The organism is Mesorhizobium sp. WSM4822 (assembly GCF_055811155.1).
Genome location: NZ_JBVVQM010000037.1, coordinates 1 through 12,983, shown reverse-complemented (window position 1 = coordinate 12,983; position 12,983 = coordinate 1). Strand labels below are relative to the sequence as shown.

Here is a 12,983-nt window from a genome sequence, read left to right as displayed (position 1 = left end):
AAGACATCGTCTTCTCCGAACACCAGAAGGCTGCCCATGCTCATCTCGTCGAGCGGGTCGCGTGCAATGAGCGACTGATTGGCATACGCCATGTAGGTCGCCGTCGAGGCCAGATAGACCACATCAGAAGTGGCCTGGCCCTTGGGCAGCCGTACGAAGAAGATCACATACGCTGGGCTTGCATCCTGAGCGTCAAGGCGCGCGGCATAAACGCCGCTTTCAAGCCCGCTCGGGATCGTAAAGGCAAAGTCGGTCGCCCATCCTGCGTCATAGAGGTCGTCGTCGTGAAAATGGATCGCGCCATATTCATTTGGCGCGGCTCGCCAGTCATGGAATTGCCCGGTCCAGTTGTAACCCTTCATGGCCCGCGTAGGCATGTTGACCAGGCGGCCGTCCAGTCCATTGCCCGAGACATCTTTGAAGACATCCGATCCCTGATCGATGCTGAAATCCCAATCGGCCGAAACACACTCGTTCAGCCGGTCGACTGCGGCGCCGCTGCCAAGCGAGGCCATCTCCTCAACTGAAAGGGCGCAGGCGTGAAGTTGGGGAGAATCGATCTTCCCATTGTAATGTCCCCCTGCCAACAACAGTCCGTCGCTACCGGACGCTTTATGGGCAGCGATGAAGAAATGTCTTTGCGCAGCGTTCCCATGACAGGCAGCAATGTCAGACTTGCGGGTCTCCGCGGAGCCGAGATCACCGATGTCACAGCGAGGGTTCTGGTGCAGCACGACCGTGCGATCCTTTGCACTGTAGCTGGCAGCAACGAAGACCCACTGCCGCTCAAGCAAGGGCGTGGGCAAATTGGCGCTGGACACGCTCCCTTCACCATCACCCATCAGGAACGTTAATCGACCCATCTCGTCGATCTCGATGGCAAAACCCAAGCTGCGGCTCTCGTCCCAAGTACCGGCGATTGTTTGACGCTTGGTCCCAAGCAGGGTTGGCCACAGCCAGGTCTGGAACGTGAAATCCTCCACTCCGGAAAACGCGGTCGCATGCTCGACATAGCCGTAAGACCCAGTGTGGATTGGCTGCCGTCGAGCGCGATATTCCCCCTTGAACGCGGCATCGACTTCACGTTCGATCAAACCGGCGGTGCGCGGATGCTCCTCGGTAGTGATGAGCCGCACCAGACGAGCCGAGAAGGTCGACGCGGGGCCGTGCGAACTGACCTTGAATTCGACGGTGTCGCCCGGCTTGGCGCTTATAACGTTTGAGTAACCAGCCAGCGTCCTCATGCTACAGCTCCGTCCGGAAGCTCAGTCCCGAAATGTTGACGCCAGCGTTGCCGGAATACGTACCATTCCGCCTCCGCCAGGTCCTCAAAGATGATGTCCTCATGTCTTGTCATGGGACGGCCGCGGATCCCTGTCAGGGTGATGAGCATCCAGCTGCGATTGGGCCGGATTGTCAGCAAGGCGTGCTTTCCGGCGATTGGAAGGCTGCGGAACATCCGTAGAAGCTTCTGCAGGTTCGGACTGTGGTGCCCGAACGGTGCACGACGGAATTCACTTGCCAGTGCAAGTGCCTCAGAGGGGTCTGCGAAGTCCATGAGTTCTCAACCTGCCTGATCTGCTGCCTTTGCCGGAGCAAGCTCGCTTTCGAGCGCAGCGTCGATCGATTCGTCGATGATGCCCAGGGCTTCGTCGACCTGCGCATCCGTCAGGACCAGCGGGACAAGGAAACGGATGACGTTGAAGTGTCGGCCGGCCGATGCGAGCAGCAGGCCGCGGCTGGCTGCTTCCTTGATGACCTTGGCGGTGAGCGCGCGCGCCGGCTTGCGGGTTTCCCCATCTTCGACCAGCTCGGCGCCGATCATCGAGCCCAGCCCACGGATGTCGCCAATCACCGTGCGGTTTCGCTTCTTTTGAATCCGCTGCAGGCCAGCCGTAAGGCGCTCGCCGATCTCAGAGGCGCGGCCAAGCAGGTTTTCCTCCTCCAGCACATCCAGGACGGCCAAGGCAGCCGCACAGGCCAGCGGATTGCCCGCGTAGGTTCCGCCCAGTCCGCCGGCCGCAACGGAATCCATGATCTCGGCTTTGCCGACGATCGCCGCAACTGGAATGCCAGCCGCCATGCTCTTGCCCATCGTGATCAAGTCAGGCTCGATGCCCGTGTGCTCGATCGCAAACAGGCGGCCGGTTCTGCCGAAGCCAGACTGCACCTCGTCGGCGACGAGGACGATGCCATGCTGATCGCAAAGGCGCCGGATACCTGCCATGAACTCGACGGGCGCGGGAATGAAGCCGCCTTCGCCTAGAAGCGGCTCGACGAATATCGCCGCGACCGCACTCGCCTCGATTTCGGTTTCAAAGAGCGTGTCCAAGGCCGAAAGGCAGTGCTCGACGCTGACGCCCCGATACAGATCCGGATAGGGCGCGCGATAGATGTTGCCGGGGAACGGGCCGAAGGACTGCTTGTATGGATTTACCTTTCCCGTCATTGCCATCGTCAACAGCGTGCGGCCGTGAAATGCACCGCCGAAGACAATGATGCCGCGCCGCTTGGTGTGGGCGCGGGCAATCTTGACAGCATTCTCGACCGCCTCCGCACCGGTCGTGACCAGCAATGTCTTGGCCCGTCCGCCCACCTTGCAAAGCTGGTTCAACCGCTCGGCTACGGCGAGGTAACTCTCGTAAGGAGCGGTGCCAAAAAAGGTGTGGCTGAACTTGGTAAGCTGGGCCTGGATGGCAGCGACGACCTTCGGATGCGAGTGGCCGACCGCGAGAGCACCCATTCCACTCAGGAAGTCGATATATCGCCGCCCCTCAACATCCCAGATCTCGGCACCTTGAGCCCGCTCGACATATATCGGAAAGGACCACGAGCCCCCTGCCGAAACAGCCGCATTCCGACGCTCGTCCAAAGCAACATTCGACACCATTTAATTACCTCCAGTTGGATTGCCTCGAGACGCGCCAGAAAAACCGCGCCTATTCGCCGAAGCTTCGCGGAACGAGACTGTCCATGGATTTCGTGGGCCCGTCCCAAAACTCAACTTTTCGTTAAATTTGCATCGTCCATTGCGTTTGCCGACAACCTGTTTGACAGAAGCGCAATGACTCCGTTCGGGAGCGCAAACCTGCCCTTGGCAGGCATAAGCTCGCGACCGAGCCTCCATCGGTGCGGCCTACTGCATGAATTACCTCCGCCCCCTTTGGCGGAACCCTGTGGATCGGCAGGTTTCTCATGACATCCACATTCTTATATCGGCTTTGATCCACCCCGGCGATGCAACTCCGTGCAACGGACGCCTTGCTATTGTCGATCGCCACGGCGCGGGTGAGATTATGGATACGCCGGCTTTGGAGGTCCAGTAGGCCGTGAGTTTCGTATTGGAGCCCGCCCTTCGATTGAGCCGACTTTGACGATGGTGCCCCTCGCCGACCGCAGGTGTAGACGGACCTAAATGCCGCACGGCAGCGTTCTCTTAAGTTCCGTCCGGCTTCCGCGATTGATTGCGCAGTCATGTCGCAATGCTCCTAGTGGATATACGCGTTGCCTTGCGTCAGCCCGCCAGCAAATTGTGGAGTCTTCAAATCTCTGGTGATCTGCCCTTTTCCGGTATCCGGAAAACCCAGTAATGAGCGTCCTCCTCCGCGACGTATTTGCCGTCGTACAGACATTGTGTAAGCACGAGTACACCCGCATCCTCCAGACGCTTCACCTCGTCTGCGAAGCAAGTGGCATCCGCATAGCTCCTGCGGGTGTTTGCGATGACAAACCCCTTCGGACGCGTAACGCGGGCTAACTCACGCAGCCGATCCGGTTGGACATGCCCGAGCGTTAGGACGCCGCAGCACACCGTGATATCATAGCTCGCAGAATATCCGGAGAGCGGCACGCTAAGATCAACGTCGCCTCTGACGTCGCGGTATACGCGAGTTTCCCGAGCCTTTTCGGCCATCTCCTTGGAGAGATCGAAACCGTCGATTAGCCGGAATCCGAGGCGTTCCAGTTCCACTCCGACGAGGCCCGTTCCACAGCCGGCATCCAAAATCGCGGTGGCTGCTCGTTCCTTGTCCAAATATGCCATTTGTACAACAGCCGCGAGTTCGGCCACGATGGTCGGCGCGCAGTATCGGTAGTGAACTACGTCCAGATCGTAGGTGCTGGCCCATTGGCGATAGAACTGGGCTAAGCGATCGGCGTCGCCATCAAGGCCAAGGACCTCCTTGATGCGCTTGTGCGCGGTGTGCTCAAGGGCGGTTTCCTCATCGACAGTATTCATCGCAGCTCCTTGGCACGTAAGCAGATGTTACTAGGCGCCCCTGGTGGTCACCCGCTACCTCGGGTTCAAAACTCGTGCCAATTCGAAGCTCTTCCGTCGGACCAAATCCGTCGATGACAGCCTCTTCCGCTTGCAAACCATCGAAGCGCTCGAACTTTGAATTGACGCCAGGCGGGGTAAGAATGTTTTTGCGCGATATGTGGTCAGTAAGAACGAGAAATTGCCTAGAACAGCAACGGTCGCGAACCGTACAAACTGAGACAAAGCCGACAACATAAGCTGGGGTGCGTGTCTCCCAAGCAAGCCGGATAGAGGCTGAACTGATGATGTGGAGCATCTTCACGACGGCCAGCAAGGCAGCATAGCGGTTCGGCGCAGCCTGCACCGCTCGGTCCTAATCTCTTTGGCAAATGGTCGTCTTGCCTCGTCGGCAATGGAGTTGCCCCTATTTGACCGGACAGTCGGCTATTGAGTTTGTGCTCGGATGAACTCCCTTGGGGAGCGCATTCTGAGCCCTGAATGAGGATGGTTCTCGTTGTAATCCTCGAACCATCCGGCGATTTTGCCGAGTGCGGTGACCGCATCTGGCAAAGGATTGACGCGAGCATAGTCGCGTTTGAAGGTTTTGACGAAGCTCTCGGATATGCCGTTCGACTCCGGGCTCTGGACTGGCGTGAAGCAGGCAATGAGATTGAGCGCGGTGGCGAAGTCGCGCGTCTCCTTGGCGGTGTAGGCACTGCCATTGTCGTCAGCCATTCGAGCGGCGCCGGCGACTGGAGGGCGCCGAACCTGCTCTCGACAGCTTCCAGCATCATGTCCCGGATCATGCTGCCGCTGATGCCCATCCCACGACGGCATGCCATGCGATGATCTCGCGGTCATGGGCATCGATGATGAAGGCGACCCTGATGATATCTCCGTTCCAGCATCCGACCTCGAAGCCATCGGAACACCAGCACAGGTTCGAGCGCATAACGATGACCTTGCCGTCATGGACGCGGCCGGTCCTGCGGCCCGTGTGCCTGCCAAGCAGCATGCTGTTCTGGCGCATGATACGGAAGACGCGCTTGTGATTGACGGCCGGCTCGCCCGTCTTGGCGCGTTCCCTGTTCGTCAGGGCTGTGATGCGGCGATAGCCATAGGTCGGGCGTTCGTCGATCAGGCGGCGAACCAGCTCCAAGAGCCCATCGTCGTCGGGTTTGCGACAAGGCCCGCGCGGCTTCACCAGGCGATGCACCTTGTCGTGGAGATGGGAACGCGCCACCCCGAGGGTCTCGGCAACGGCCTTCATCGGGAACCATCCCTCGGCTGCGACAAGAGCCGCAAGTTCGGTTTTTTTGACTCCGACCTGGCCAGCGCGTCTTTGAGGATCTCCACTTCCATGGTCTTGCGGCCGAGAAGCCGCTAGAGGTCGCGAACGCGCTCTTCGAGCCGCCGCACTTCCGAACTCCCGACCACAGATTCGTCCGATCCCACCGCAGCCGCTCCGCTTTCCTTCAATAAACGACGCCAACGATACAAAAGATTTGGAGCCACGCCTCGCCGTCGGGCGACAGAGGACACGGTCTCGCCCGGAAGGAAACTCTCCTCGATAATCTGCAGCTTCTGTTCGGTCGTCCAGTGTCGGCGCCGTACCTCACCGGTGATCAGTTCAATCCGTCGATAGTCGTCAGCCATAAGCCTGTGCTTGAGGATATCCCCAAGCCTCCCGCGTTAGGCGGACTGTCCGGTCGAAATGGGGGCCAGTTCAGCATAGGAGCTGCGCAACGGCGGCAGCTTGGGTTGCAATGTTGCAGTCACATAAATCCTCTTTTCGGTGCAGATGTTGAGCCATTGGCGCTAATGAAACGTCCGTGCAGATTGGCTCCTATTCGCTCCAGGGTGGCTCTATGTCCCTCCATCGGTTGGGCTTCCAACAGGCTCTGACCAGTTCTCATCAAATGCATACGCCTATTAAAGTGGTGACCTGGCGCAGCCACTCGAAATAGAGCTCTCAGATCCTTCTGCCGTCGGTGCTCTGGCGACGAACCAACTGGTTTTTGAGCAAACCTGAGCCCGAACGCAACAGATCGGTGATAGGCGCGGGTGCCCTTCCGACGCCTCGGCGTCACATCATCGCGAGCCCCTTTTCAACAGCTTACTTAGATTAAAGAATTTATTATTTTGCGTTACCGAGTCTTCACATCGGTGAAACGATGTTTATCTTTACCTCTTGAAAGGCACGCCTTAGTTTGAGCCAAGCTTGCACACCTCTTGACGTTGCGACAAGGGGTGTGCCGCTTCCGACGCGCGGTGCCGGGCTCGCGACCTCTCGACCAACAGTTCTGGTCCTGAAGGCCGAGGCCCAACCCTGGAAGAGCTGAAGATGAACGACCTTGTCCTGGTATTTCGGAATCCGACGCCGTCTTGGTCCAGGCCTCCCGGCGGCTACAAGCTACGCCTTTTTTCAACGGCTCGCGGATACGATCTGGCTCCATGCTGCCGAACGGCAGCCAGTATCTTCGAGAGTACCTACCTCCAACGTCGCATACCCTCGCGGCTAAACGTGCACCACAAAGAACTGGGGTGAACTCAATGACGAAATCAGATTTGGTCCAGCTCGACGACAGGCTTCATGCCCAGCGTCAGACATTCGAGAGACTCCCAATTGTTGACGTGGGCCCGTTGCTGGACGGAAGCGATGCACGAAGCGTAGCCAAGGAATTTCGGTGGGCACTAGCCAACGTCGGTTTCATGTATATCAAGAACCACGGTATATCAGGGAAGTTACTGGATGAGACCTTTGCACAGGCGAAGGCTTTCTTCGATTTGCCGCTCGACGAGAAAATGAAATTCCACATTAGTAATTCTGGGGTCGCGCTGCGCGGTTATATCGAGATCTTCGGCGAAAACACGGACCCATCAAAAACCAAGGACTTAAAAGAGTGCTTTGACATCGGCCCCGAGCGGCCGCACGTCGAGAGCCCGTTCTTTGGTCCCAACCAGTGGCCGGCCGCCCTGCCCGGTTTCAGGGAGACCGTTTTCGCCTATCACGAGGCGATGAAGGAGCTGTCAATAACGATTGTGAAGGGCATAGCACTCAGCCTTGACCTTCCATCAGATTTCTTCGAGTCGAGAATGAAGGATCCCATTACGTCTCAACGCTTGCAACGCTATCCGCCACAGACCGGTGTCGTGGACCAGAGGATCATCGGTATCGGCGCGCATACCGACTTTGGTACCCTAGGCATTATCGCCCAGGATAGCGTTGGAGGGCTTCAGGTGATGAACCGAGATGGAATCTGGGTGGAAGGCACACCGATCCCCGGTACCTTCGTCGTCAACATCGGTGATTTGCTGCAGAAGATGACCAACGACCTCTATCTCGCCAACCTGCATAGAGTGGTGAACACCTCCGGACGGGAACGCTACTCGATACCGTTCTTCATCGACGCCGACCATAATGCCCTTGTCGCGCCTTTGGAAAGTTGCATTTCCGAGGCCAATCCGGCGCAATACCAGCCGACCACCTGCGGGGCATACAAGTTCGGCAAGTATATCTATCATTTTCCGCATTTGAGAGGTCGAAATGGATATGGCGCCGCTCCTCTTCCAATGACTCAAAGTGGTCTGAAATAGATCAAGCCACTTAGAGTTCGATGACGGACATAGAAATCTTCGTTGACGGCACGATGATACCGGCCGGCAGGAGCGTTCTGCATTCAGACCATGCCTGCCTCGTAACGCAACTGACTTGTGCAATGGAGTCCAAACATGACGTCGTTTTCTATTGCGAACCGCAAAATTGACCCGACACGAGGGGGACGTGCTCTGAAGCCGGACGGGAGCATCGACGACAATGATCGAGTGGAGATTGGGCCGACGGATCTAGCGTTTGCCGAGTGGTCCGCGCAGGGTCTTACACCGCCGAATTTGGACCGCATGCGTACGGCCCGGCTAGACCGTGTCGTCCAGCAACTCCGTCAGCGGGATTATGCTGGAGTGCTGTGCTTCGATCCGCTGAACATCCGATATGCTACTGATTCTACAAACATGCAAATCTGGATCATGCACAATACTTCCCGAGCCATTTTCGTATCGGCGGACGGGCATGTCGTTCTTTGGGACCTTCGCGGCTGTAGTCAGCTGTCTACGCACCTCCCGCTCATCAACGAGATCCGAGAAGGTGGGGCAGGCTTTTACTACTTTGTCGCCGGGGACGAAGGAGAGGCCATCGCGAAGGATTTTGCCGGGCAAGTCGATGAACTGCTGCGCCGCTTTGGTGGCGAAAACAGACGTCTGGCTGTTGACAAAATTGAGATCCTGGGTCTGCGCGCTCTAGATGCCTTCGGCATTGAGGTGTGCAACGGCATGCAGCTTATGGAGCATGCCCGGGCAGTGAAGGGGATCGACGAAATCAACGCGATGCGCTGTTCAATCGCAACTTGTGAGATTGCCGTCGCCAAGATGCACGACCGTTTGCGACCAGGTATCGCCGAAACGGAATTGTGGTCCGTCCTTCATGCTGAGAACATCGCCCGCGGTGGCGAATGGATCGAAACGCGCCTTCTCTCGTCCGGGCCTCGTACAAATCCGTGGCTGCAGGAAGCGGGGCCACGTCGGATTAATACAGGCGAGCTTGTCGCATTCGACACCGATGTTGTTGGGCCTTACGGCATGTGTGCGGATTTCTCCCGAACGTGGTACTGCGGCGACGGCCGACCGAGTGACGAGCAGCGAAGGCTGCACGAGATCGCTTATGAGCACATGATGGCAAATATGGCCATGCTAAAACCAGGCATATCGTTCACGGAGCTCACGGAACGCAGTCACAGACTCCCTGCGGAATTCGTCGAGCAGCGCTACGGCGTTATGATGCATGGGATAGGCCTTTGCGACGAATATCCTGCCATTCTTTACCCGGAAGATTTCATCCCAGGAGCATTCGACTATGTGCTCGAACCGGGCATGACGCTATGCGTGGAGTCATACATCGGCACCGTTGGCGGGCACGAAGGCGTGAAGCTGGAAGAGCAGGTGCTGATCAAAGAAAATGGCGTGGAAAATCTCACAAACTGTCCTTTTGATCCAGCTTTGATGGGCACAACTTGAGCCACTTCTTGCTGAACCACGTCCGCGGCGTCGACGGATCGATTGTGGCGTGATGCCAGAGGTTGCTTCATTCAACGTCTATTTCGGAGGTCAACAATGCCCTGGGAGGTTTTGGGGCCATGGGCTACGTCTCTGAACTGGATAAGCAGGAGAGCATTGCAAGCGGCAGGAGACCTGAAGGAAGCATCGTCCCTGCGGTTGAATAATAAATCTGCCGACCGGCACAGCCGCCGGTCACAACCAAGCATGGAGAAACATCAATCGCAGGTGTTTCCCGCTCTTTTCATCGAGGACGGCCATGGCACTTGAGATCAGGAATGCGCGGCCGGAGGACGAAACTGCCTGGCGCAAACTTTGGGACTGCCACGTGCACTTCTTCAGGACGACACTCGATCCCGAGGTTACTGCGGCCGCCTGGAGGCGCATTGTCGATCCGGGCTCGCCGGTGAACATGCGGGTAGCCGAGCAGGACGGCACGCCCGTAGGCTTCGCTATTCATATCCCCCACCCTTCGTCGTGGGTCAAGAGCAATGACTGTTACCTCGAGGATCTGTATGTCGACGAGCATTTCCGCGGTTCCGGCATTGGCCGGGCGCTCGTCGACGATCTCGTCGCGGTTTGCAAAAGGAACGGCTGGGAGCGGCTTTACTGGCACGCCGATAAGGACAACGCCCGCGCGCGTAAGCTTTACGATTCCTACGTCGAGCAGGATGGCCATGTGCGCTATCGGATGCGTATCTTAAAGTGAAAGGTACTGGCCGCCATCTTGACGGTGGAGGTGCGGTCCGGCAATAGCAACGGGCAATCAGCAAGGTCTAGTTCCGTCCTGTTCGATGGCCCCTTCGTCGGAAGAGACCAGACCAGCCGGCGAACAGTATGCCTGACCATCATCTCGCCACGTCCGCCCCTTCTCCGCTCAGCCTTGCTAATCTTGATTGGCCATGCTCGAGGGGAGAGATGCGGGCCCTTCAGATGGCCGACCGCGAGCGCTCGCCTGGAGGAACTACCTGGCGGCTCTGAAGGGCGGCGGGGTGAATGTCTTGAGCCCGTCGTGTCCGAGGATCATGCCCGCTAGGTCGCGCATCGGCGAGGTCGTCCTCCGGCCTGACCGCGCTGTAACCAGCACTTACTCGGGAAAGCCCCTAGAGTACCGGCCTAGAAAGCACGCGACGATTGCGAGGGGCTGAGTTGTCTCTACGACAGACGTGAGCTTGCGCGGGCCAGCGCGGACCTGCTCGCTCCGTCCGTCGAGGGATAGCGCGGCGACCATTCGGACAAGCGTTCCGGGACGTGAGCAATCTTTCCAAAGCGCCCTTGCGGGTCCGAAGCAACCGGTTTCGACCGGAGGAGCACTCTGGCCTTCTGGCGGCAAGGCTCGTGGATTGCGTCGAAACTGCTTGCTTCGGAACCGCGAGGGCAATGACCCCCGGCTTGTCCTTGGGACCGAAAATACAGCAGAGCGCGGCATCTCGCCCCAGTTCTCCGGATGACCTGCGCGGGGCCGTGCTCCGCGGGGACTGCGAGGGCATTCCCGCAGCCCCTGAGTCAGCCTACAGCAGTTTCAGGTCCTACAATGTCCGTTCTGTCGTCAACCATACACGCGTAGTTAGAACCGACCCTATCATCATCCCCGGTCCAAGACTCGGAAAGCACTCATAAGTTTGTTCTTGGACGGTCCTTTCACCAATTGGCACGAGCTTTGATACTCCATTTGGCAGTTGGGAGCAGGTGCTGGCAGCGCGCTGCTCATGACGGCCCCTACACTAGGAAAATAAGTTTCAGAGCGACACGAAGGCTAGAGCCGGTTGTTCTAGGTACCCAGGACCGTGTCGCGTTTTGACGTTTCTTCACGTTTCGGCGCTTCAACACTCAGCGTAAATACCCCATTTCCAATAGGTGTACTATGTCCAAGGATCTCATAGTCAGGCTCGACGACAAGTTGAAAGCAAAACGCGAGCGATTTGATAAAATACCGTTGATTGATATTGGCCCACTTCTCGATGGGACAAACAAACAAGGGGTTTCTCGTGAGATAAGATGGGCGCTGTCGAACGCCGGCTTCATGTATGTGAAAAACCACGGCATTCCGCAGGACTTAATCGAGTCGGTTTTCTCGGCAAGCCGCAGGTTCTTTGATCTGCCATTATCGCAGAAGACATTACTGCATATTAGCAATTCAGATGTGGCCTTTCGCGGCTACATTGAGCCGTTTGGAGAGAACACCGATCCTGGCAAGACCAAAGACCTCAAGGAGTGCTTCGACTTCGGACCTGAACGTCCGGTGTTGGAAGGTCCGTTTTTCGGTCCCAACCAGTGGCCTTCAAGTTGGCCCGAGTTTCGGGAGCTGACATACGGATACCATCAAAGGATGGCGGCCCTCGCAAAAAAACTTCTGCAGGGAATCGCGCTCAGTCTGGACCTGTCGGAAAGCTATTTCGAAAAGCTCATGCGCAACCCGATCAGCATTCAGCGTCTTCTCCACTACCCGCCGCAGAGCGGCCAGATTAGCGAGGACATGATAGGAATTGGCGCCCACACAGATTACGGCAATTTGACCATACTGGCACAGGATGACGTGGGCGGTCTTCAGGTCCTGAACCGAGATGGCGATTGGGTAGAAGGCACGCCGATTCACGGTACTTTCATAATCAACATCGGCGACCTAATCCAGCGGCTCACCAACGGTGTCTACCTGGCCAACATCCATCGCGTAGTGAATAGTTCAGGGCGCGAGCGATACTCAGTCCCCTTTTTTATCGACGCCGATTTCGATGCGATCATCGAGCCATTAAGATCGTGTGTCTCGCACAGCAACCCACAGCACTACCAGCCGGTAACTTGCGGCGCACACAAACTCCGACGTTTCGCCGCAAGTTACGCTCATTTGGCCAAAGCGTGAGCAAGGCCGCAGGCATCCATCCCAGGCGGTGAAGATCGGTGCACATCTTATCCTAGAGCTGCCCGCCAGAAAACGCAAAACGGCGATGCTATGTGACGTTGCCCCCTGATTTTATCCAGTTTTGAGTTCGTTTCCGGCGTGGGTTGTGCCCTGCTGGGCGGGTGAAGCGACGGTCGCTGGCGCGGAGCCTTTGGCATAGCGCAGCGCGAGCGACCGCCGCGGATTGAAGGTGCTGGCGAACTCGGCCGGTGTCTGCCAGGCGATTTGGGAGTGCGGCCGCGCGGTGTTGTAGTCGGCGTGCCACAGGGCGATTGCTACGCGCGCCTGAGCCAGCGAGGTAAACAGTGTCTCGTTGAGCAGTTCATCGCGCAGTCGGCCGTTGAAGCTCTCGATGAAGCCATTCTGCATCGGCTTGCCTGGCGCAATATAATGCCATTCGACGCGGTTCTGATCCGCCCAAGAGAGGATGGCGTTCGAGGTGAACTCGCTGCCATAGCTGACGATCATCCTCGGCCGGCCGCGCTCGGTGATGAGCCGGTCCAATTCGCGGGCGACCCGCATGCCCGAGAGAGACGTGTCAACGATCAGTGCCAGGCACTCTCTCGTGCAATCGTCGACGACGGCCAGGATGCGCAAGCGTCGCCCGTCGGTGAGCTGGTCCGATACGAAGTCGAGCGATCAGCGCTCGTCGGGCCTCAGCGGCACCAGCATCGGCGCCCTGGTCCCGATCGCCCGCTTGCAGACGCCACGGCGGCG

The 12,983-nt window shown here is 57.8% G+C and carries 8 protein-coding genes and 2 pseudogenes; 4 read left to right on the top strand and 6 right to left on the bottom strand.

The annotated features are described in order from the left end of the window. The 5 genes and pseudogenes from AC0L3E_RS33775 to AC0L3E_RS33755 all read right to left on the bottom strand — a co-directional run. The coding region (locus tag AC0L3E_RS33775; protein ID WP_473606798.1) for a N,N-dimethylformamidase beta subunit family domain-containing protein at window positions 1-1,244 on the bottom strand (1,244 nt) is incomplete at its 3' end. Continuing rightward, entirely contained in the window at window positions 1,241-1,558 is a 318-nt protein-coding gene (locus AC0L3E_RS33770; protein WP_473606797.1) for a N,N-dimethylformamidase alpha subunit family protein, read from the bottom strand. The genes AC0L3E_RS33775 and AC0L3E_RS33770, both read right to left, overlap by 4 nt. A gap of 6 nt (window positions 1,559-1,564) precedes the next feature. Beyond that, window positions 1,565-2,890: a 4-aminobutyrate--2-oxoglutarate transaminase gene (gene gabT, locus AC0L3E_RS33765; protein WP_473606796.1), complete on the bottom strand. Its 1,326-nt coding sequence runs from the start codon at window positions 2,888-2,890 to the stop codon at window positions 1,565-1,567. A 651-nt stretch (window positions 2,891-3,541) separates the two neighbouring features. Next, window positions 3,542-4,237 (bottom strand): class I SAM-dependent DNA methyltransferase, encoded by a 696-nt coding sequence (locus AC0L3E_RS33760; RefSeq protein ID WP_473606795.1) that lies wholly within the window; start codon window positions 4,235-4,237, stop codon window positions 3,542-3,544. 445 nt (window positions 4,238-4,682) lie between these two features. Next, window positions 4,683-5,914, bottom strand: a pseudogene (locus AC0L3E_RS33755) (IS3 family transposase). Window positions 5,915-6,811: 897 nt separating this feature from the next. Here AC0L3E_RS33755 and AC0L3E_RS33750 point away from each other — a divergent pair. The 4 genes from AC0L3E_RS33750 (at window position 6,812) to AC0L3E_RS33735 (ending at window position 12,227) form a co-directional block, all read left to right on the top strand. Continuing rightward, on the top strand, window positions 6,812-7,855 hold the full coding sequence (locus tag AC0L3E_RS33750) for an isopenicillin N synthase family dioxygenase (protein ID WP_473606794.1): 1,044 nt from the start codon (window positions 6,812-6,814) through the stop codon (window positions 7,853-7,855). A gap of 135 nt (window positions 7,856-7,990) precedes the next feature. Continuing rightward, window positions 7,991-9,328, top strand: a complete 1,338-nt coding sequence (gene dddP, locus AC0L3E_RS33745) for a dimethylsulfonioproprionate lyase DddP (RefSeq protein ID WP_473606793.1) — start codon at window positions 7,991-7,993, stop codon at window positions 9,326-9,328. A gap of 298 nt (window positions 9,329-9,626) precedes the next feature. Then, window positions 9,627-10,076: a GNAT family N-acetyltransferase gene (locus tag AC0L3E_RS33740; RefSeq protein ID WP_473606792.1), complete on the top strand. Its 450-nt coding sequence runs from the start codon at window positions 9,627-9,629 to the stop codon at window positions 10,074-10,076. Between the two features lie 1,155 nt (window positions 10,077-11,231). Next, on the top strand, window positions 11,232-12,227 hold the full coding sequence (locus AC0L3E_RS33735) for an isopenicillin N synthase family dioxygenase (RefSeq protein WP_473606791.1): 996 nt from the start codon (window positions 11,232-11,234) through the stop codon (window positions 12,225-12,227). A gap of 111 nt (window positions 12,228-12,338) precedes the next feature. Here AC0L3E_RS33735 and AC0L3E_RS33730 read toward each other — a convergent pair. Next, a pseudogene (locus AC0L3E_RS33730) lies at window positions 12,339-12,983 on the bottom strand (integrase core domain-containing protein); the annotation flags it as partial.

What these genes read in the sequence shown, in the direction of transcription:
- AC0L3E_RS33770 (WP_473606797.1), bottom strand. Translation starts at nt 1,558, where the DNA reads ATGGACTTCGCAGACCCCTCTGAGGCACTTGCACTGGCAAGTGAATTC.
- gabT (WP_473606796.1), bottom strand. Translation starts at nt 2,890, where the DNA reads ATGGTGTCGAATGTTGCTTTGGACGAGCGTCGGAATGCGGCTGTTTCG.
- AC0L3E_RS33760 (WP_473606795.1), bottom strand. Translation starts at nt 4,237, where the DNA reads ATGAATACTGTCGATGAGGAAACCGCCCTTGAGCACACCGCGCACAAG.
- AC0L3E_RS33750 (WP_473606794.1), top strand. Translation starts at nt 6,812, where the DNA reads ATGACGAAATCAGATTTGGTCCAGCTCGACGACAGGCTTCATGCCCAG.
- dddP (WP_473606793.1), top strand. Translation starts at nt 7,991, where the DNA reads ATGACGTCGTTTTCTATTGCGAACCGCAAAATTGACCCGACACGAGGG.
- AC0L3E_RS33740 (WP_473606792.1), top strand. Translation starts at nt 9,627, where the DNA reads ATGGCACTTGAGATCAGGAATGCGCGGCCGGAGGACGAAACTGCCTGG.
- AC0L3E_RS33735 (WP_473606791.1), top strand. Translation starts at nt 11,232, where the DNA reads ATGTCCAAGGATCTCATAGTCAGGCTCGACGACAAGTTGAAAGCAAAA.